This is a genomic window from Bacillus sp. FSL W8-1202 (genome assembly GCF_038006165.1).
Taxonomy (GTDB): Bacteria; Bacillota; Bacilli; order Bacillales; family Bacillaceae; genus Bacillus; species Bacillus subtilis.
The window spans coordinates 229067-249989 of the sequence record NZ_JBBOUR010000002.1 but is presented as its reverse complement, the minus strand read 5'-3'; the positions used below and the strand labels follow the sequence as shown (position 1 = coordinate 249989).

23 protein-coding genes, 1 pseudogene and 1 other annotated feature are annotated in these 20923 nt (G+C 43.8%); of the genes and pseudogenes, 5 read left to right on the top strand and 19 right to left on the bottom strand.

The window, feature by feature from the left end:
- The first annotated feature begins 182 nt into the window (after positions 1-182).
- Positions 183-575, top strand: a complete 393-nt coding sequence (ysdB, locus tag NSQ09_RS21305; protein ID WP_003229493.1) for a sigma W pathway protein YsdB — start codon at positions 183-185, stop codon at positions 573-575.
- Between the two features lie 15 nt (positions 576-590).
- Here ysdB and NSQ09_RS21300 read toward each other — a convergent pair whose 3' ends face one another.
- The 4 genes from NSQ09_RS21300 to infC are packed head-to-tail and all read right to left on the bottom strand — an operon-like array spanning position 591 to position 2042.
- Positions 591-860: a DUF1294 domain-containing protein gene (locus tag NSQ09_RS21300; protein ID WP_003229490.1), complete on the bottom strand. Its 270-nt coding sequence runs from the start codon at positions 858-860 to the stop codon at positions 591-593.
- Positions 861-916: 56 nt separating this feature from the next.
- Positions 917-1276, bottom strand: a complete 360-nt coding sequence (gene rplT / locus NSQ09_RS21295) for a 50S ribosomal protein L20 (protein ID WP_003222420.1) — start codon at positions 1274-1276, stop codon at positions 917-919.
- Between the two features lie 31 nt (positions 1277-1307).
- A complete protein-coding gene (gene rpmI, locus NSQ09_RS21290; protein ID WP_003222418.1) occupies positions 1308-1508 on the bottom strand; it encodes a 50S ribosomal protein L35 in 201 nt (66 codons plus the stop codon).
- A gap of 12 nt (positions 1509-1520) precedes the next feature.
- Positions 1521-2042, bottom strand: coding sequence for a translation initiation factor IF-3 (gene infC, locus NSQ09_RS21285; RefSeq protein ID WP_010886591.1), 522 nt, complete (start codon positions 2040-2042; stop codon positions 1521-1523).
- Between the two features lie 58 nt (positions 2043-2100).
- Positions 2101-2231 (bottom strand) — a sequence feature (ribosomal protein L20 leader region).
- 256 nt (positions 2232-2487) lie between these two features.
- On the opposite strand from infC, the gene NSQ09_RS21280 reads away from it, so the two are divergent.
- Positions 2488-3117 (top strand): hypothetical protein, encoded by a 630-nt coding sequence (locus NSQ09_RS21280; protein WP_014480525.1) that lies wholly within the window; start codon positions 2488-2490, stop codon positions 3115-3117.
- A gap of 31 nt (positions 3118-3148) precedes the next feature.
- Here the strand turns inward: NSQ09_RS21280 and lrgB are convergent, their stop codons facing one another.
- The 4 genes from lrgB to lytS form a co-directional block, all read right to left on the bottom strand.
- Positions 3149-3844, bottom strand: a complete 696-nt coding sequence (lrgB, locus tag NSQ09_RS21275; RefSeq protein WP_003229482.1) for an antiholin-like protein LrgB — start codon at positions 3842-3844, stop codon at positions 3149-3151.
- A gap of 21 nt (positions 3845-3865) precedes the next feature.
- Positions 3866-4306 carry an antiholin-like murein hydrolase modulator LrgA gene (gene lrgA / locus NSQ09_RS21270; protein WP_014477620.1) on the bottom strand — a complete coding sequence of 147 codons (441 nt, stop codon included), beginning with the start codon at positions 4304-4306 and terminating at the stop codon, positions 3866-3868.
- A gap of 133 nt (positions 4307-4439) precedes the next feature.
- Complete coding sequence (lytT, locus tag NSQ09_RS21265; RefSeq protein WP_015251493.1) at positions 4440-5165, bottom strand: two-component system response regulator LytT; 726 nt, start codon at positions 5163-5165, stop codon at positions 4440-4442.
- A complete protein-coding gene (gene lytS, locus NSQ09_RS21260; RefSeq protein ID WP_015251492.1) occupies positions 5143-6924 on the bottom strand; it encodes a two-component system sensor histidine kinase LytS in 1782 nt (593 codons plus the stop codon). The genes lytT and lytS overlap by 23 nt, the downstream gene beginning before the upstream one ends.
- 166 nt (positions 6925-7090) lie before the next feature.
- Here lytS and NSQ09_RS21255 point away from each other — a divergent pair, with 166 nt between their 5' ends.
- Complete coding sequence (locus NSQ09_RS21255) at positions 7091-7873, top strand: HAD family hydrolase (RefSeq protein WP_341032635.1); 783 nt, start codon at positions 7091-7093, stop codon at positions 7871-7873.
- A gap of 40 nt (positions 7874-7913) precedes the next feature.
- Here the strand turns inward: NSQ09_RS21255 and thrS are convergent, their stop codons facing one another.
- The 9 genes from thrS to NSQ09_RS21210 all read right to left on the bottom strand — a co-directional run bounded on the left by thrS (position 7914) and on the right by NSQ09_RS21210 (position 17293).
- Entirely contained in the window at positions 7914-9845 is a 1932-nt protein-coding gene (gene thrS / locus NSQ09_RS21250) for a threonine--tRNA ligase (protein WP_014480529.1), read from the bottom strand.
- Between the two features lie 394 nt (positions 9846-10239).
- Entirely contained in the window at positions 10240-11085 is an 846-nt protein-coding gene (gene ytxC, locus NSQ09_RS21245; protein WP_048654956.1) for a putative sporulation protein YtxC, read from the bottom strand.
- A gap of 78 nt (positions 11086-11163) precedes the next feature.
- A complete protein-coding gene (locus NSQ09_RS21240; protein WP_041336283.1) occupies positions 11164-11805 on the bottom strand; it encodes a TVP38/TMEM64 family protein in 642 nt (213 codons plus the stop codon).
- Between the two features lie 32 nt (positions 11806-11837).
- On the bottom strand, positions 11838-12773 hold the full coding sequence (gene dnaI, locus NSQ09_RS21235) for a primosomal protein DnaI (protein ID WP_003229466.1): 936 nt from the start codon (positions 12771-12773) through the stop codon (positions 11838-11840).
- A gap of 27 nt (positions 12774-12800) precedes the next feature.
- Entirely contained in the window at positions 12801-14219 is a 1419-nt protein-coding gene (dnaB, locus tag NSQ09_RS21230; RefSeq protein ID WP_341032632.1) for a replication initiation membrane attachment protein DnaB, read from the bottom strand.
- A 114-nt stretch (positions 14220-14333) separates the two neighbouring features.
- Positions 14334-14792 (bottom strand): transcriptional regulator NrdR, encoded by a 459-nt coding sequence (gene nrdR / locus NSQ09_RS21225; RefSeq protein WP_003223586.1) that lies wholly within the window; start codon positions 14790-14792, stop codon positions 14334-14336.
- A 273-nt stretch (positions 14793-15065) separates the two neighbouring features.
- Complete coding sequence (gene speD, locus NSQ09_RS21220) at positions 15066-15446, bottom strand: adenosylmethionine decarboxylase (protein ID WP_003223584.1); 381 nt, start codon at positions 15444-15446, stop codon at positions 15066-15068.
- Between the two features lie 238 nt (positions 15447-15684).
- Positions 15685-16707, bottom strand: a complete 1023-nt coding sequence (locus NSQ09_RS21215) for a glyceraldehyde-3-phosphate dehydrogenase (protein ID WP_003229459.1) — start codon at positions 16705-16707, stop codon at positions 15685-15687.
- A 205-nt stretch (positions 16708-16912) separates the two neighbouring features.
- Positions 16913-17293 carry a winged helix-turn-helix transcriptional regulator gene (locus tag NSQ09_RS21210; protein WP_003229458.1) on the bottom strand — a complete coding sequence of 127 codons (381 nt, stop codon included), beginning with the start codon at positions 17291-17293 and terminating at the stop codon, positions 16913-16915.
- A gap of 183 nt (positions 17294-17476) precedes the next feature.
- On the opposite strand from NSQ09_RS21210, the gene NSQ09_RS21205 reads away from it, so the two are divergent.
- Both NSQ09_RS21205 and ytbE read left to right on the top strand, forming a co-directional pair.
- On the top strand, positions 17477-18667 hold the full coding sequence (locus NSQ09_RS21205) for an MFS transporter (RefSeq protein WP_041338058.1): 1191 nt from the start codon (positions 17477-17479) through the stop codon (positions 18665-18667).
- Between the two features lie 23 nt (positions 18668-18690).
- Positions 18691-19533 (top strand): aldo/keto reductase YtbE, encoded by an 843-nt coding sequence (gene ytbE, locus NSQ09_RS21200; protein ID WP_341032631.1) that lies wholly within the window; start codon positions 18691-18693, stop codon positions 19531-19533.
- Between the two features lie 38 nt (positions 19534-19571).
- On the opposite strand, the gene coaE is transcribed toward ytbE, so the two are convergent.
- Complete coding sequence (coaE, locus tag NSQ09_RS21195; RefSeq protein WP_017695757.1) at positions 19572-20165, bottom strand: dephospho-CoA kinase; 594 nt, start codon at positions 20163-20165, stop codon at positions 19572-19574.
- A gap of 15 nt (positions 20166-20180) precedes the next feature.
- Positions 20181-20831, bottom strand: a pseudogene (gene ytaF, locus NSQ09_RS21190) (sporulation membrane protein YtaF); the annotation flags it as partial.
- Positions 20832-20923 lie beyond the last annotated feature (92 nt).

The window sequence follows — 20923 nt, the reverse complement described above, 5'->3', positions numbered from 1 at the left end:
TTCCAAACCCTCCTTCATCAGTCCTGCATTCTTATTATACAAAACATGGCGCTAACCATACGACTATTTCACTTGAAAATCGGGTATATGTTTTTACAGCTTTCTTTTAGAAAAAGTGAAACCTTTTTCTATGCTTTTCGTATTACATCAGATCATCACCATAAGGGAGGTGCCTTCACACAATGTTTGTCATGGTTCTAAGGATTATTTTGCTTGCACTTTTTGCTTATTGTATTTATGCCGTGGTCAAATATGTCGCGAATCCTAAGAGAAGGCTTAAGCTGGCCCAATCAAAAGAACATTTTTATATTATTGATGAACAAAACAATACCCGGAAGAATTTTCAGCTGACGTATAAAGGCGTGCTTTTTGAGGGAGAAAAGCATATTCCTTCCAAGGATCATCCGCTGTTTATTCACACGATCTTTGTCTGGACAGAATCTCCTGAGAAGCTGAAACATTTCTCTGCAAAAGATTTTGAGAACATTGAAGAAAAAGTGCTGGAACGATATCCAAATTGTAAGATTGACTGGGACCAGCCCATTAAACTCGCAAAAAAAGCAGAAGAGCGTTAAACGCTTTTCTGCTTTTTATAAATCAAACGGGCTGTAGTAAATAGCGATGAGAATCGCTTCTATTACCAGAAGAAGCGGTACTCCGTACTTAAAAGAAGCGTGTTTCGTTTTATGTCTGAAGGTTTGCATGCCAAGCCAGACACCGAGCGCTCCAAACACGATGGCTATCAGCCACAGCCGGTCTTCAGAAATTCTCCACTTGTGCTGCTGCGCTTTGCGTTTGTCAATGCCCATCACCCAAAAACCGCACAGATTAATCAACACCAAATAAGCAGCAATAATCATGTTGCCTCATCCTTTATATAGAAAAAGCCGCTCTGCTGGAGAGCGGCTCTATATGATTACTTGTTTAATTGAGCTTTAGCAGCATCAGCAAGCTGATTGAATGCAGTAAGATCGTTTACAGCAAGATCAGCAAGCATTTTACGGTTTACTTCGATACCAGAAAGCTTAAGACCGTGCATTAAACGGCTGTAAGAAAGGCCGTTCATGCGAGCAGCTGCGTTGATACGAGTGATCCAAAGTTTACGGAAATCACGTTTTTTCTGACGACGGTCACGGAAAGCATAGTTTCCAGATTTCATGACCTGCTGGTTAGCTACTTTGTATAATGTATGTTTTGAACCGAAATAACCTTTTGCTAATTTAAGAACCTTTTTACGACGCTTACGTGTAACAGTTCCGCCTTTTACTCTTGGCATTGAATTTCCCTCCTAATTGTTCCTTATCCGATTACTTGATGTTAGCAAGCATTTGTTTGATACGTTTGAAGTCTCCTGCGCTTACAACAGCACTCTTGCGAAGCTTACGCTTTTGCTTTTGAGATTTGTTGGCGAATAAGTGACTTGTGTACGCGTGAGAACGTTTTAACTTCCCAGAACCTGTCTTTTTAAAACGTTTAGCAGATCCGCGGTGAGTTTTCATTTTTGGCATGGGATTTCCTCCTTATTGCTTTTCGTTTTTCGGTGCGAGCATTAAGAACATGCTGCGGCCGTCCATTTTTGGTTTTGTTTCGACTGTCGCAACCTCAGCACATGCTTCGGAGAAACGGTCTAATACACGCTGACCGATTTCTTTATGAGTGATTGCGCGTCCTTTAAAGCGGATAGAAGCTTTCACTTTATCGCCTTTTTCAAGGAATTTAATCGCATTGCGCAATTTCGTGTTAAAGTCATGCTCATCGATTGTCGGACTTAACCGAACTTCTTTTAAGTTAATGATTTTTTGATTCTTGCGTGCTTCTTTTTCCTTTTTCTGCTGCTCAAATCGGAACTTACCGTAGTCCATGATTCGGCAGACAGGCGGTTTTGCATTCGCTGCAACTAACACAAGGTCAAGATTTGCGCGGCCGGCGATTTCAAGTGCTTCCTGACGGGACTTGATTCCAAGCTGGTCGCCATTTTGTCCGATTAAACGGACCTCACGTGCACGGATACCCTCATTAACCAATTGATCTTTGCTAATAATGAGCCACCTCCATAGTTTCTTCGAATTGATTCACAACTCATTTTGAATGCATTTTGCAGGCAAACAAAAAGTGTGGGCATTATAAAACACCCACACTACGAACATCTGTATCAATAAAAATGTACGGTCAACCTGCCAACTACATGCATGTGTCAATCAGGTGAGAAGCGGGTGCTTCTGCTTGTGATTTATATTCAATTCAATAACTATTCTACACAATACCGGATCTTTAGTCAAGGACGACTTATCCGGAACAACTTTTACATTGTAACATGGGTTTTCTATGAGCGCAAGAGAGAAAAAGAAAATCTTTCATCCCCACCCAGAATGCAAAGAACCAACCATTCCCCCTTATTTCGCAATTTACAACAAAACCACTGACAGGAAGAAATGTAAAACAAAGTTAATCTCTGACCGATATAAGAAGCAGAAGGGAGCCTGACACATGAACAAACTGATACAGCTTGCTTTATTTTTCACATTGATATTAACCGGTTGCACGAATAGCAGCGCATCTTCCGAACCAAAAGCTGAAACTGTTAAGACAGCTGCAGCATTTCCTCAAAAGGGGCTGGAGAAAGAGCTAAAAAAACTAAAACCCGTTTCATTGGACATGAAGTTCGAGAGTCCACTTGCTACTGAGTTAGGAAAGCGGAAGGCAAAAGAAGAAGCTGAAAAGCAAAGACAAATCGCTGCCGAGAAAAAGCTTGAAAAAGAGCGGGAGGCGAAACGAAAGAAACAGCAGGAGGAAAAAGCGGAGAGACAGCGATTAGCCGAAGCGGAAAGACAAGCTGAACTTGAAAGACAGCGGCAGGCAGCAATCCAAAAAGAGCAGAAAGCGAACGCTGAGAAAAAGCGGCAATCGCAGGCACAACGGCAGCAGACTGAGGCACCCCCATCTAATAGTCAAGATCCACCATCTTCCTCGAGTCAGACAGATAAAACCATTCAACAGCCAGCTTCAGAGCTTCCTGATGACGATGGTTATGGTTATGAAGAACGAAAAAAGTGGCATGACGATCAAGTAGAATGGGGCATTAAACAAGGGTATATCGATCCCGAAGACGCACCATAAAATAAAAAAAGCCAAGGCATTCAGCCTTGGCTTATCCACCGATCAGCTGCACGAACACAGGGATGACCAGAACCGTTACCACTCCTACTACGACAACAGCAATACTTGCCATCGCAGCTTCAACTTCTCCCATCTCAATCCCGACCGCTACACCAAGTGCATGTCCGGATGTTCCAAGAGCCAATCCTTTAGAAATCGGATTTTTCACTTTAAACACCTTCAAGAACAATGCTCCGAGCGCATATACGATGACAGCGTTAAAGATGACCGCAAAGGCTGTGATGTCGCTGATGCCCCCGATGCCTTTTGATAAAGGAAGCGCAATTGCCGTTGTAGCCGCCTGCGGAAGCATGCTTTTCATTACGGCCGAATCGAGATGAATGCCTTTAGCGAGCAAATAAACAATCGTGACAGAGCAGATAGAGCCGGCAATAATGGAGGCCATGATTTGCCACCAGTATTTTTTAAGCTTATCTCTTTGTTTGTACAAAGGAATTGCAAATGCGATAGTTGCCGGTTCAAGGAAAAACTTAATGATCTCTCCCCCGTTATTATAATCCGCGTAGGAAAAACCGCCGATTTTTAAAAATGCGATCCCCAGCACCATGGCAACAAACAAAGGAGTGAAAAGGAAGAAGCCTTTCGTTTTCTTAAATAAAAAGGTGCCGATGCCGAATGCAGCAAGTGATACGACAATCCCAAAATAAGGACTCATTGTGCTTTCCATGCGAAGAACCTCCTGTTTCCCTTAATGGTGAACGAGTTCGTTATTGTTCTGCGGGCTTTGCACTGTTTTTGTTTTCATGTCCGCTGCGGTTTTGCGTTTTCCGCTCAGCGAAAGAATCAGCTGAGAAAACAATCCCGTAGCCCCCAGCAAAATAATCGTTGCGAGCAGAATGACAAGAACAATTTGCAGGCCGTATTGCTGCATCACACCAAGCGAATTCATAACAGATATACCTGACGGAACAAATAAAAATCCGATCAGAGAGGTCAAAGACGTTCCGAGCGTCTCCACTTGTTCCAGTTTAATGACTTTCAAACATAATAGGAGAAATAATAAGACCAACCCTACAACCGATGCCGGGATAGGTATTGGGACAATAGCGGCAATCATATTTGAAACCAGCATAATGACGGCAAAAATAAATGCTTGTGTTAAAAACCCGTACACTTTTTTAGCACTCATTTTCTTCACCTCTTTCTCTTTGGTACCCCCATTATAAATAAGAATTCCCTGTTATAAAGCGCTTACAAGATAACATGCCGAATAGCGGGTCTGAGTTGCAGAATCAAATGGCTGAAATGCAAAAAGCCGCCCATCAAATATGGAGCAGCTTTTTCAATTCCTTCGCATATGTCCGGCTGACCGGTATTTTCGATCCGTCTTTCATGATCAAATTATACGTTGAATTAAACCATGGCTGAATTTCTTTAATATATTCGGTATTCACGACAAAGCTCCGATGGACGCGGATAAAATCAGAATCCGGCAGCTTTTTCTCAATCACAACGAGTGTATCGCTGACCGTATAAGAATGATCGAAGGTTTTTACATTGACATGACCATCTTCTGTTCCGGCATAGATAATGTCCTTCGTATCCACAATCACAATCGATTCCCCCACAGATAGCGCGAGCTTGTGCTGGCCGGCATGGCTGTTTTGCTCTGTTTCTACAATATCCCGATTGACTTTTTTATATTTTTTCAGCGTTTGCTGAATTCTTTCTTCATCGAATGGCTTGGTTAAATAATCAAGAGCATCCACCTCAAACGCTTTGAGTGCATACTGGTCATACGCTGTCGCAAACACAACAGCAGGAGGATGCTTCATTTTCTTCAATCGCTTTGCGATATCAAAACCGTTTTCTCCGGATAAATCAACGTCTAAAAACAGCAAATCAGGTTTTTGATCCATCATTTGGTCAAAAGCGGATTCGATATTTTCCGCTTCATTGATTTCCATTTCCTCATTGGTCCGCTTAAGCAAGTAAGCCAGTTCATCCCTTGCCAGCATCTCATCATCAACTATTAACACCCTGAGCATGTTCTTCTCCCTCTTTCATCTGTTGCATTGGCACTTGAAAGGAAACCTCTGTCCCTTTATGAACCTCACTGCTGATATGCAGTGCAGCCTGCTGTCCGAATAAACCGATCAGCCGCTGATTTAGGTTATAAAGCGCTGTACCGGTTCCCTCCTTAGACGGAAACGGTTTCTTCCCCAGTTCCGGCAAGACGTCCGGCGGAATTCCGCGTCCGTTATCCGCCACCTTCATATAGACGGATGCGTTATCAGATAAGACACAGACTGTAACCTTGCATATGTCTTGTTTTTTCGGAAACGCGTGCCGAAGCGCGTTCTCGACAAGCACCTGCAAAACAAACGGAGGGATTTCAATCTGCTCCAGTCTGCTGTCGATATTAAGCTCAATTTTATATTTCCCGGGAAAACGCGCCTGTTCTAATGACAAATAGGCGTTAAGATGGTTCAGCTCCTTTGAGAGCGGAATCAGCAGCTGTCTCGCTCCTTGAAGGTTTGAACGAAAATAAACACTGAGCTGCAATAGGAGCTTACGGGTTTTTTCAACATCTGTACGGCATAGCGCAGAAATCGTGTTGATCGCATTAAATAAAAAATGCGGATTCACCTGTGCTTGAAGCGCTTTAATTTCAGCATCCTTGAGAAGTTTGCTTTGCAGCTCTGCTTCCCCAAGCTCAAGCTGTGTCGAAAACAGCATGGCCAGCCCCTCGGCAAGTTCCTCCTCTACCTGACTCAGGCCTGCCGGGCTTTTAAAGTACATTTTTAAGGTGCCGATTGTATTGCCGTTCGATGTCAGCGGCAGGACAATTGCAGCGTGCAAAGGGCATTCAGCATGCGTGCATTCAATCTCTTCCTGCGAAATCGCCTTCATAATATGCCCTGTTTTAATCACCTTTTTGGACAGGCCGGTGATCAAACTTTTCGATGGGATGTGGTGATCCATTCCCGCACCGACATGCGCAAGGATCTTTTCTTTATCAGTGAGAGACACCGCATCTGTTCCTGTCAGCTTATGGATAATAGCCGCTACACTTTTACAGGAGTTTTCATTTAATCCTTGGCGAAAAAATGGAAGTGTCTGATCAGCAATCGTCAGCACTCGATGCGTTTCGAGAGCTCTTGCCTGTTCTTCCTTGCGAATGATCGCTTGAATAATAGACAGAAAAATAAAACTGCCTGTTCCATTGATGAGTATCATCGGAATTCCGATCATGCTGACAAGCTCCCAAGCGTCACTGAACGGCTTTGCCATCAGCAAAATAATGATCATTTGCAGTGACTCCATGCCGATTCCCACAAGAGCGGCGATGCGCGGTGTCGGCATTCGATATCGCTTCGTAAAATACCTGCCGATCAAGCCTGCAAGAACACCCGCTAAAATAGATGATACGGCACAGCTTAAAGCCGTGCTGCCACCGAGTGAAAAACGATGCAGGCCCGCCAGTATGCCGATCCCGGCCCCTACAAACGGACCTCCGAGAAGGCCCCCGATTTCCACGCCCAAAATACGGGTATTCGCGATAGAGCCCGATGGATCTATCGTAAACACCCAGTCATTGTTTACAATCATATTTCTTTGAATTTCGATGCCTGTATAATTGCTGATGATGCTGAAAAGAGAAAAAATTGAAATTAAAATCGCTTTTCCTTTATAGCCGTCCTGATTCTGAAGAGCTTGTCTGAAAAGTTTCGTATGGGCGAGAATGAACCCTAATATAACAATAATCCCCACTCTCTCCAGCATCATAATCATTAAATGAATCATTCATGTCACCTGTTCTTTCCGTTTTCATTCTAGCATGTTTTCGTTTTACGGCTGACTGTTTTTTTAAAATCGTCTGAAAACATATTTCACAAGGCTTTTATCTATTGTAAAATAAAACATGAGCCTTTTGGCAGAAAGATTTGAATCTGAAGCAGAGGAGAAGATCATGAAAGCCGTATTTTTTGATTTAGATGATACACTACTTTGGGACGAAAAAAGCGTCAGAACAACATTTGCAGAAACTTGCTTACAGGCGGAGAAAAAATATGGCCTTGACCCTGAGGAATTCGAAGCAGCTGTTCGCGAAGCAGCGAGAGAATTGTACATGTCATATGAGACGTATCCATATACAGTGATGATCGGCATTAACCCGTTTGAAGGACTGTGGTCCAATTTCTCAGAGCCAATCAGTGAAGGCTTTCAAAAGCTGAACAATATTGTGCCGGAGTACAGAAGAAATGCATGGACAAACGGACTGAAAGCGCTTGGGATCGATGATCCTGCATATGGCGAATACTTGGGAGAGTTTTTTGCGGCAGAGCGCAGAAAGCGCCCGTTTGTATATGATGAAACATTTGCTGTACTCGATCAATTAAAAGGCAAGTATGAATTATTGCTTTTGACAAATGGCGATCCGAGTCTGCAAAAGGAGAAGCTTGCCGGCGTGCCTGAGCTCGCTCCTTACTTCAATGAAATCGTCATCTCGGGCGCATTCGGCAAGGGCAAGCCGGATGTTTCAATTTTTGAACACTGCCTTAAGCTGATGAATATTGAAAAAGACGATGCCATCATGGTCGGCGATAATTTGAATACTGATATTTTAGGCGCTTCAAGAGCCGGAATCAAAACCGTTTGGATCAACCGGACGGATAAGAAAAACGAAACTGACGTAACGCCTGATTACATCATCAGCAGCCTTCATGATTTGTTTCCTATATTAGAGAAATAAAAAAAGCATGATCTCTTCAATGAGATCATGCTTTTTTATTTTATTTTTTCGCTTCAGCTACTGCCTTTTTCACAAACTCATCAAGTGAAATGGTTTCAGAGTTCTGTTCTCCGTATTTACGCACGTTTACCGCTCCGTTTTCTGCTTCTTGGTCACCGACCACCAGCATGTACGGGATTTTTTGCATTTGCGCTTCACGGATTTTGTAGCCGATTTTTTCATCGCGGCTGTCGACTTCAACACGCAGGCCTTCACGCTGCAGGCGTTCCTGCACTTTTTTCGCGTAGTCTAAATGCACAGCCGGAGAAACCGGGATGACTTGGAACTGAACCGGTGCAAGCCATGTCGGCAGCGCGCCTTTGTGTTCTTCGATTAAGAAGGCAACAAAGCGTTCCATTGTTGAAACGACACCTCTGTGAATGACAACCGGACGGTGCTGCTTGCCGTCCTCACCGATGTATGTCAGGTCGAAACGTTCCGGCAATAAGAAATCAAGCTGAACCGTAGACAGTGTTTCTTCTTTTCCGATCGCAGTTTTCACCTGAACATCAAGTTTAGGGCCGTAGAATGCCGCTTCACCTTCTGCTTCGTAATAGTCGTGGCCGATTTCGTCCATTGCCTCTTTCAGCATGGATTGCGCTTTGTTCCACATTTCATCGTCATCAAAATATTTCTCTGTATCTTCCGGATCGCGGTAAGACAGACGGAATGTGTAATCACTTAAACCGAAGTCTTCATAAACATCCTGGATTAAACGGACTGTACGGATAAACTCATCCTTAATTTGATCCGGGCGCACAAAGATGTGTGCATCATTTAACGTCATTCCGCGTACCCGTTGAAGCCCTGACAGCGCACCTGACATTTCATAGCGGTGCATCGTTCCAAGCTCCGCAATACGAATCGGAAGCTCGCGGTAACTGTGAATGTCTTGTTTGTAAATCATCATATGGTGCGGACAGTTCATCGGACGCAATACAAGTGTTTCATTGTCCATTTCCATCGGAGGGAACATGCCTTCCTGATAATGATCCCAATGTCCTGATGTTTCATACAGCTCTTTGCTGCCAAGCACAGGTGTGTATACGTGCTCATAGCCGAGGCTGATTTCTTTATCGACAATGTAACGCTCGATGACGCGGCGGATTGTCGCGCCTTTTGGCAGCCAAAGCGGCAGGCCTTGTCCGACTTTTTGAGAGTTTGCAAACAGTTTTAATTCTTTGCCGAGCTTTCTGTGGTCGCGTTCTTTCGCTTCTTCTAGCATACGAAGATGCTCTTCAAGATCAGCTTTTTTGAAGAAAGCTGTACCATATACGCGCTGAAGCATTTGGTTTTTGCTGTCGCCGCGCCAGTATGCGCCTGCAAGGCTTAACAGCTTAAATTCTTTGATTTTTCCGGTTGAAGGAACGTGGACGCCGCGGCACAGGTCAAAGAATTCGCCTTGCTCATAGATCGAAACGGTTTCTCCTTCAGGAATCGCATCCAATAGTTCAAGCTTCAGGTCGTCGCCGATTTCCGCAAAACGGGCTTTCGCTTCTTCACGGCTGACTTCTTTTCGAACGATCGGAAGGTTCGCATTAACGATTTTTTTCATTTCTTTCTCGATTTTCGGCAGATCCTCCGGTGTAATCGCTTCGTCCATTTCTACATCGTAGTAAAACCCGTTTTCGATAACCGGACCGACGCCGAATTTAACATCCTTGTAGATGCGTTTAATCGCTTGAGCCAGCAAGTGAGCCGTACTGTGGCGCATAATTTGAAGACCTTCTTCTGAGCCTTCTGTAATGATTTCCACTGTACCGTCTTCATTGATCGGCGTTCTCAAATCGATTTCTTTTCCGTTCAGTTTTCCGGCTAATGATTTTTTCTTTAATCCCGGACTGATGGATGCCGCGATATCTTCTGTTGTTGTTCCTTTCGCAAACTCCTTGACTGCTCCATCAGGAAATGTGATTTTTACCATATCTGACATCTTTGTCACTCCTTTTTTTGCATATAAAAACCCCGCCCCTATGAAAGGGACGAGGTTGAATAAACGGAATCGTGGTTCCACCCTTTTTTCCGCAAAGCCAATACACGGCACCTGCGGCTCTAAGCTCTGTAACGGGAGTTCCCGTCAGCCATTACTGTTCCTTTTCAAGAGGTTCACAGCTGAAGTTCAAAGGCGGTAAAGCGAATGGTCCTTAGCTGGGAAGCTTGCAGCCAGGGCTTCCCTCTCTTTGAGCCGGTATCATTCCTTCGTGTCCTTATCAATACGTGTGTCTTTCTTAATCTCCTATGTATTATAAATTGTTCAATCCAAAAAATCAACACGATCGCGTTTCCTTTTTTAAACCGACAGCCTTATATAGACAGGCTGCCGGCCCTCATCCTTCCGAGTGCTTCACCGGTATTTCTGCATCTGTAAAAGCATGAAGCGGGAGCATTTCCACTCTCTCTTGAAATACGTTTTGAATGGTCCTTGCCATCATGTGCTCGGGCTGGTCGGTATAAAGCACGACTTCATCAGGCGCAATGGAAATCAGCGGCGCGAGCAAATGAGAATCAATATACATAGGATGATCCCGGACAAATCTTCTGTCTATGTATTTCATTTTTTCCCGTTCCGGCACATAGCGCAGCTCCCATAATGTAAAGGAACCATCATGGACAATATGCACTTTTTTGATTCGCGGCTGTTTGGCGTTTACATAGTCTCTGAGTGTTTGAATAAAGTTTTGATATTCCTGTTCCATCTTATATTCATCAATCGCTGCTTCTGTAATATCTCTCAGCTGCTTATAGTATGATCCAAGTCGGAAGGTCTGAAAGGAGCGAATGTAAAATACTCCTTCCTCTAAACAGATCGTTTGGAGTTCATCCAAAATAGATTGTTTCCGTGAAAGCTTCAGCGGCTCAAACGGAAGATCGGCTGCTTCACCTTCAATAATACTGTGTGCGAGCTGAAGGATTTGCTGCTGTTCATCCTGGTCCGTGAAACAATAAGTTTCCTCAATCAATGACAGCATATGCTCGTCTTCTTTGCATTCCAAAAAAAATTTGACCAGAATCGGCTCCATAAAACGCTGAATAGGAAAAGCCGGATTCGCTTTTTCAATCCCGATTTTTCGTATGCCTTCACGGACAATGATATTGTTCCGATCGTCCGAATGCTGAATGAGATGTAAAAAAGCGGCTGCATCATGGTCATCTTCAAAGATTATTTCAAGCATGTTTGTCCCCCCTTACGGCATCTGTTACAAGTATATGGGGGATGTTTTTAAAATAGACGTAAAGGTCATTGGCAAATCTTAATTTGATTCCTGGAACAAGTTTTGCATTTTCTTTCTGAAGATAAATGGCAGCGAGATAAACACGATATATAGAGCGAGGACAAGTAAGAAAGCTGGCAGATTGCCAGTCAAAAAGCTTGCTCCCAGCACATTAAGCGCAATCGTCCCAGGGATGATTCCCACAGCCGTTGCGGCAAAATACGGCAGCGCTTTGACATTGGAAAGGCCTGCCGCATAGCTGACGAAATCAAAATTGATCGGCAGGATTCTCAAAAGAAAGATATAGAAAAATCCGTTATCCTCCATTTGCTTCTGTATGGCTTCAAGCCTTTCGTAATGCCCGTTCTTTTTCGCCGAAAACAAACCGGCCGCAAAAAACGAAACAGCTGAAGCGCACATCGAACCGAATAACGTATAAAGCGTACCGAGAAGCGGGCCAAACGCAAGTCCGCCAGCTATTGAAATAACAGATACCGGAAATAAAACAAGTGGCCTGACGATGGATATCCCGATAAACATCAGAGGTGCAAAGACTCCGAACGACAATACCCATACCCTGATTTCTTTCGGCGATACATTCAAATACGTTTTATTTCCCCAATAGAGTAAACCAGCACCTGCAAGCACTGCCAGCCATTTGACAGCCGTTTTTCGTTTCATACCCTCAGTTCCTTCCCCTTTGAACACAGCAATTATGGATGTCGGCGGTTTTCTCCGTCAAGGCGGATCGGAGCAGCCAAATATAATATCCGCTCCATTAATCTTGCAGCTTTTACTTCTTCTTTTTCTCCCCTCTGCGAATACGTAAAATGATGCTTCAGCTCGTCAGGTGAGAAATTAGAAGAAAAGAAAGTAGGCAGCTGCTGGGACATTCTGTGCTGAAGCACCGTTCCGATGACTTCATCCCTTACCCAGCTTGTCATTGATTCTGCTCCGATGTCATCAAGCATCAATACGGGTGTGGTCTTTACCATATTGAGCTTCTCTTCCAATGTCTGGTCTTGCAGCGAATTCTTAAGCTCTCTCACAAATTCAGGCACATAAACAATCATGGAGGAATACTCTTTTTCCGCCAGCTCATTGGCAATCGCAGCGAGCATAAACGTTTTTCCTACCCCGAATTTCCCGTATAAATATAATCCTTTCCCTTTTCCCGTCTCATTATAGCTTTTCAGGAAGTCTGTAACATGCTGAAACATCGCGAGCCTGCTCGGGTCACTGATATCAACTTGCTGGAACGTCGCTCCGAGAAGATCCTGCTGGATATACATGCTTTTCATAAGAGACTGTTGTTTCTTCTGCTGGTCGAGCTTCCGTTTGACTGGACATTCATAATACTCGATATCAATAGACCGCCCATTGACAACAAGCTTCGGATGGTAGCCCTCCAACAAATTGTTGCAGTTTTCATCTTCCGAACAATAGGAGCAATTCTTGCTTTGTTCGATATATTCATAAAGCTTATTTAAGCTCTTTTCGATCATTTTTTGGTCAATCACTTCTTCGTTTTCCTTCAAAAATGCTTGAACATCTTGATCTTTCATGACTTTTTCCTTCATTTGTTCAAGACGTTTTTGGAAATCCGGCCTGCCGGTTACGCCCTGCAGGGAACGGCCGATTGGTTCCATCTATTCCTTCACCCCGCATCTCTGTCTTTAATAGGCAGAGTATTTTTTCAGTTTTTGCATTTCTTCCATCATCTTTTTCTTCTGTTCTTCCAAATCCTGCGGATGCAGCTTCTGCTGTCCGGATTCTGAATCAGACGCTGTTTCCTTTTCTGTCATCCAATCAGGAAGCTTTTCTTCACGAATCACTTTTTGGTTTCGTTTCGAAGACTTTGTTTTTCCTTCAGCCCATTCAAGATACTGGCGGTTTTCTTCTATTGCGAGCTTCATCGCTTCCCTGACCGTTTTTACCTTTTTGCGTGCCCAATGCGAAGCGATTTTTTGGATATAGTTTTTGGACAGCTTCATGTCGGTTTTCAGCATGACATAATAAATTAACACATTTGTGACGCCTGGCTCGAGCTTCTGTTCGAACATAATTTCTTCTATGATCTTCAGATCAGCTTTTGACGGCTCTGTTCCGTCAGCAATGTCCTGCAGAAGCTTCTTCGGGGAAATCGCCTCCAGCAATGCAATCAGCTTCCCATCCAGAGAATCCTCTTCTGCCGGTTTTTCGCCTTCACGCAGATGCACCGGCTGTGTTTTTTCCACCAAATCGGGCAGCTGTCCGTTTCTTTCAATTTGATACCAGTCGCTCGCCGCTTTTCTTAATGCCTCCGTCGTAATGACGTCACGCTCATCAATTGCGCTCATCACAACATTTTGCATTTGCAAAGGGTCAATTCCGTACAGATAAGAAAGCTTTTTGATTGTGTCCCGCACCTGCTGGGTCATCGCTTTTCTCGGTATCATCGTCTCAGAAAGTCCCGCTAAAAACAAATCAAAATCAAACACATCCTCCGTTATGGTGTAGGACGGAGACTGTCCGACAGAAGTATACTCGGACCCCTCGGCAAGCCTTACCATTTCCTCCATATCGGATGTGAGCTTCCATTCACTCGGCTGCAGCGATTCAAACGCATGATTAAACGGACGCGTAATGTCCTTCGCATCTTCTGAAATGGCCGGGTGCGTAAAAAATTGTTTTAATTGCTGATATTTCGTTTTTCCGACCCTATTATACAGAAAAACATTCAGCATTCCGTCTTCAAAAAATTCATTTGGTCTGAGCGGCGGAAGGAGTTCATATATAAAGAGGCGCTCCTGCCGCTCGGATTCTTTCATATATACTTTCAGCAATCCGATGCCCTCGAGCTTCCCCTGTTCCTGATGGATCGTTTTTAAGTTGGACTGTGTCATCCCCATCAGCTGTCTATGTGTGGACTCTCCGCCCCACAGACGGTTTTGTTCAAGCTCTCCCCACAATGTCATATAAAGAGAGAATGCAACAGGGCCGATTAAGGGCTGGTACAGTTGTGTAATAATTTGTCTGTCAATATCCTGCAGCACCGATCTGCTTTTAACCACATACGGGTCTACAGGCAGTACATCTTTCCAATAGTCAGCCATACATTCTCAAACCTTCCGAATTTGTTTCTACCTTTCATTTTACACCGTTTCTTATATCTATCAAATGCCAATTTTGCACATGAGAAAAGAGCTAGAAGAATCCTCTTAGCTCTTTTAACGCTCTTTCTTTATTAAGTCTTTTAATTCATCGATAAAGACGTTTATATCTTTAAACTGCCGATAGACGGACGCGAACCGCACATATGCGACTTCGTCAATCTTAGCCAGCCGGTCCATGACCATTTCTCCGACGAGCTCACTCTTCACCTCGGAGCAGCCTTGATTGCGAAGTTCTTTTTCAATATCAAAGCACATGTCTTCAAGCGTTTTGAGTGAAACAGGCCTTTTTTCACATGCTTTTATGAGGCCGCGCAGCATTTTTTCTCTGCTGAATTCCTCACGCACACCTTCTTTTTTCACGACGATGAGCGGGGTTTCCTCCACTTTCTCAAAGGTCGTAAACCGGTAGTGGCAGGATTCGCACTCGCGTCTTCGGCGAATCGACTTTCCGTCATCCACAGGCCGTGAATCAAGGACTCGTGTTCCGTTATGCTGGCATGAAGGACATTTCAATAAAATCAGCTCCCAACTATATCGTTCCCTGCAATGTATTTTCGGCAGCCTCCGCCTTTTAAAAATAGATGTGACAGCATCTGTCGGGAGAGCCGTTGTTAAATTTGTTTCTATAGCATTAGGTGGTTTGTGAAAATCTCCTTCTTATTTTACAAAAAAAATGAAAAAAGAAAAAGCTGACACTCTCGTTTCTTTATAAAAATAAAAGGAGCATAAGCTAAAAAGCGCATAATGGCTTTCTAGCTTCAGCTCCCTTTGTGTTCGCAATTTACTTTATAGTACTTTCGCTTGCGCCTGTTTAATTTGCACAGGCCCCATTCCTCTTGGTATTTCAATGTTTTCTCTTGTATCAGCATGTAATGCCTCTGCAATGTAATCAGCAGCGACATTAGGATCTAAGTCTCCACAAGTATAAACATCAATGCTCGCATATCCGTGCTCAGGAAAACTGTGAATCGTTAAGTGTGATTCAGAAATAATCACAACTCCGCTTACGCCTTGCGGTGCAAATTTGTGAAATGCAACCTCGCGCACCTCAGCACCTGATTTTAGAGCAGCATTTACAAACGTTTTTTCAATAAAATCCATGTCATTCAGCTTATCAAAATCGCATCCCCATAGCTCGGAGATAACGTGACGCCCCATTGTTTCCATAGTCATGGACCCCCCTTAACAAGAATTAAAAAGTGAAATTCCAACAACTGGGTCGGCCATTTACCACGGGGGAAAGTTAGTCCGGAGAGGTCCTAACCCTTTAAGTAATTCCGAAACAGTCTCAAGCAAGAAGTTCACGAAAAATAGTATACTGTGTTTAAGTCTAATTTGCAAGGTGCGTTTTTTCAGAAATATGCTGTTAAGGGTTTTTTCTTTAAAATGTGTCCATGACCTTATTTTATACAGCAGACGGATGTTTCATTCGTGCCGCTACATGGCGGATCAGATCAACAACTCTGCAGGAGTAGCCCCATTCGTTGTCATACCACGCCAGCACCTTTACTTTCCTGTCTTCCATTACCATTGTTGTAAGCCCGTCAATGACCGCTGAATGAGGATTCGTATTATAATCAGTCGAAACGAGCGGTTCATCTGAGTAATCAAGTACACCGTACATCGACGTTTTGGCAGCGCGTTTAAATGCCTCGTTTACTTCTTCAGCCGTAACATCCGTTTTCAGATCAACAACGAGATCAACCAATGAGACGTTCGGAACAGGGACACGCAAGGCGAGGCCGTGAAGTTTTCCTTTCAAATGCGGCAGCACAAGTGAAAGCGCCTTTGCCGCTCCTGTTGTCGTCGGAATGATGGATTCACCGCAAGCCCGCGCCCGGCGCAAATCTTTGTGCGGGTTATCAATATTTTTTTGGTCATTCGTATACGCATGAACTGTAGTCATCAGACCGCTCTCAATGCCAAACTCTTCATCCAGCACTTTTACAACAGGTGCAAGGCAATTTGTCGTGCATGACGCATTTGAAATAATGACATGGCGCTCAGCGTCGAATTGGTCCTCATTTACGCCCATCACAATGGTAACGTCTTCATTTTTTCCCGGAGCGGTCAAAATCACTTTTTTTGCACCTGCTTCTATATGGCCCATCGCTTTATCTTTAGCATTAAACTTCCCTGTTGCTTCGACGACTATGTCAATATCATATTCCCGCCAAGGCAGCTGTTTTGGATCACGGCTGTTTAACAAAAGCACTTTCTTTCCATTTACGATCAGGCTGTCTTCACCAGCCACAACCTCTTTGTCGTATCTGCCGTGAATTGTGTCATACTTTATTAAATGAGCCAGCGTTTCTGCGGAATAGCTGGCGTTAATGGCCACTACTTGAATTTGATCGTCTAACATCGCTTTTCTAAAAACCATTCTTCCGATTCTTCCAAACCCGTTGATCGCTACTTTTACCTTCATGTTGGACACCCCTTATCAATTATGCCATCCTAATTTGTTACTATCTAAAATTAGTATAACACATTAAAACAAATTCGCCAGTACATATTGATAAAAATCAACGATTATAACGCTAATTTATGATGCATCTTATGTTTTCTTGCACAGAATATCAGGCGTAAGAACCAAAAAGCAGCCAGCGCTCCGCACTGACTGCCCTCATGCTTTATGATTCCTGTTTTAACTTATCATTGAGCACACTTTCTTCTAGCACAGAAAATGTATCCCCGTACACTCTGTTAATATGATTCGCTCCCCAAGCACACAGCATATCTAAAATCCCTTCTAAGCTGCGGCCGTATTCGCTGAGCTCGTATTCCACTTTGGGAGGAACTTGATTATATACGATTCGGTTAATGACACCGTCCGCTTCCAGCTCGCGCAGCTGCTGAGTCAGCATTTTTTGCGTGATGTTGGGCATTAGGCGTTTTAATTCACTTGTGCGTTTTTTTCCGTGCGTCAGATGGCATAAAATGACGCATTTCCATTTCCCACCGATCACTTCAAGAGTCGCTTCAACAGAAATGTTATATTTTTTCTTCTCCATACAATCCATTCTCCTCACAGGCACCAAAAAGTGACTATAGCACTTCAAAGTACGTACTTTTATTTCTTAACGATATGTTTCATAATCACATTTGCCGGCTGATTTGAATCTGCTCTTTTTTATTTATATAGCTTACTCGGCAGAATTTCAATCATACAACACATCTTACAAAGGAGGAACATAATGACTTCAGCCAATAAAAGCAGTATTCCTGCACTACTGGCTTTGGCCGTAAGTGCATTCGCAATAGGGACAACTGAATTTATCAGTGTCGGCCTTTTGCCGCTCATTGCTGATGACCTGGATATTCCAGTCACGACAGCAGGATTGACCGTTTCCCTTTATGCGCTCGGCGTTACATTTGGGGCACCTATATTAACTTCATTGACCTCAAGCATGTCACGTAAGACACTATTGCTTTGGATCATGTTTATTTTTATTGCCGGTAATACGATGGCAGCAACCGCTTCAAGCATCGGGATTTTACTAGCAGCACGTGTGATATCGGCATTTTCGCACGGTGTGTTTATGTCGATCGGTTCGACAATCGCAGCGGATATTGTCCCGGAAGATAAAAGGGCTAGCGCGATTTCAATTATGTTTACCGGCCTCACTGTGGCAACTGTAACCGGAGTTCCTTTTGGGACATTTATCGGCCAGCAGTTCGGCTGGCGTTTCGCCTTTATGGTCATTATCGCCGTCGGAATCATTGCTTTCATTACAAATGGCATTCTTGTACCGTCCAAATTACGAAAAGGGACGAAAACAACGTTGCGGGATCAATTGAAGCTTGTGACAAACATCCGGCTATTGCTTTTATTTGTCATTACAGCGCTTGGATACGGAGGAACATTCGTTGTGTTCACGTATCTGTCTCCCCTGCTTCAGGAAGTAACAGGCTTCAAAGCCGGGACTGTTGCAGTGATTCTGCTCGGATACGGAATAGCTATTGCTATCGGCAATATGATTGGCGGAAAGCTGTCAAACCGAAATCCGATTGCCGCTTTATTCTATATGTTTATCGTACAGGCAATCGTTCTATTTGTATTGACATTTACAGCCCCGTATCAAGCAGCAGGGCTCATTACCATTCTCTGTATGGGATTGCTGGCCTTTATGAACGTGCCCGGCCTTCAGGTGTATGTCGTCATGCTGGCTGAGCGTTTTGTCCCGAGTGCAGTTGACGTCGCATCCGCGATGAATATCGCTGCCTTTAATGCAGGAATCGCGCTTGGGTCATACCTTGGCGGTGTGATCACCGATTCAATCGGATTGATTCATACCGCTTGGATAGGCGGGTTAATGGTGGTCGGTGCAGTCATTTTAACAGGCTGGAGCCGCTTAATGGAAAAACGAGATCGGCAGGAAGCCTGACAATTTTAAAGGAGGAAATGAACATGACAACACATTTACAAGCAAAAGCAACACTTCATAATGGGGTAGAAATGCCTTGGTTCGGCCTCGGCGTGTTCCAAGTGGAAGAAGGATCTGAACTGGTAAACGCAGTTAAAACTGCCATTGTTCACGGGTACCGCAGTATTGACACCGCAGCTATTTATGGAAATGAAGCTGGAGTCGGAGAAGGAATTAGGCAGGGCATTGAAGAGACTGGCATCTCAAGAGAGGATCTGTTTATTACATCAAAAGTATGGAATGCAGATTTAGGCTACGAGGCAACACTCGCCGCATTTGAGACAAGCCTGTCAAAACTCGGTCTGGATTATTTGGATCTATACCTCATCCACTGGCCTGTAGAAGGAAAGTATAAAGAAGCTTGGAGAGCGCTTGAAACGCTGTATAAAGAAGGCCGTATCAAAGCGATTGGCGTAAGCAACTTCCAAATTCACCATCTTGAAGATCTGATGACGGCAGCTGAAATTAAGCCTATGATTAACCAAGTGGAATTTCACCCGCGCCTCACACAAAAAGAGTTGATAAGATACAGCCAAAATCAGGGCATCCAGATGGAGGCTTGGTCACCTTTAATGCAGGGGCAGCTGCTGGATCACCCTGTATTGGCTGACATCGCTCAAACATACAATAAATCTGTCGCACAAATTATTTTGCGCTGGGATCTGCAGAATGGCATCATTACGATTCCTAAATCAACGAAGGAACACCGCATTAAAGAAAACGCAAGCGTATTTGACTTTGAATTAACGCAGGATGACATGAACCGAATCGATGCACTGAATGAAAACTTGCGCGTCGGTCCTGATCCGGACAACTTTGATTTTTAATTCAAAAAAAACCGTTCAATATGAACGGTGTTTTTTGATTATACCCAGCTGTTCATGATTTCATCAAGCTGCCTTTTGGTCTCTTCAAGCGTGCCACTGTTATCAATGACTTGATCTGCTCTTGCTGTTTTTTCCTCTAAGGGCATTTGAGAGCGGATACGGCTGACTGCTTCTTCTTCCGTCAGCTGATTGCGCTTCATCAGACGTTCCAGTTGAAGCTCTTTTGTCACACTGACCACAATAATTTTATCAACCAATGATTCCAATTTGCTTTCGAACAATAGCGGGATATCCAATACAACAAATGCCTCCCGATTTGCAACGGCTTCATCACGGCGATTGAGCATTTCCTGCCTGACTGCGGGATGAACAATTGCATTTAAAGCGAGACGTTTTTGTTCATTTGTAAATACCAGCGCTCCAAGCTTTTTTCGATCTATATCGCCATTTGAGAGCAGTATGTCTTCACCGAATTCGTCAATGATTTGCCGGTAGGCCGGCATCCCTTTTTCTACCGCTTGTTTTGCAATGATATCTGCATCTATAACTGTTATTCCTTTTTCAATCAGCATATTGGCTACCGTGCTTTTGCCGCTAGCTATTCCTCCCGTTAAACCAATGACTAAGGTCAAGAGATCCACTCCTTTTTACAATTTCCAGAGCCCAATCGTGATTAATAGAAGCCCCGGCAAAAACGCCATTTTATCGATCCATTTCCACTTAGACAGAAAATGGCCGGCATTGATTCCAATTGATACAAACAGCGAGCTCATGATTGCCACGGCGATGCTCATCACAAACGGTGAAAAACCGAGAATGGCTGCGCCTATACCTGCTCCAAAGGCATCAATTGATAAGGCAAATCCCAATAAGACCGCCTCAATTCCGTTGATCACACCCGATTTGTCGATATCCGCACTCATGGGTTTTCTCAAAATATGAATCACAATCCCTAATGACCGAACCTCTAAATTAAGCAGCGTTTTTTCATGCAATAGGTATTCTTTATCTTTTGCCGGTTTGAAAAATTGATACAGAACCCACGCACCGATTCCAACCAATATCAAACCGCCAAGCTTCTCCGTCACATATACAGGAAAAAACTTCGTGAGAAAGCTTCCGATCAGCATGGATATAAACATGACAGCACCGGAACAGCAGGCGATAACCAAAATCGCTTTAAACGGTATTTTCATTTTTCTCAATCCGTACGTAAATCCGACTGAAAAACTGTCCAAGCTGACAGCCAACGCCAGCAGCAGTATAGAAACCATTTGCATATCCGTTTCTTCCTTTCTGTTGGTGCTCTTGTATCAGATGTGAAATGCCCGGGATTCATCACAATCATATATATGGGAAAGTGAAAAATCCGTGTTTCGAAAATGGCATC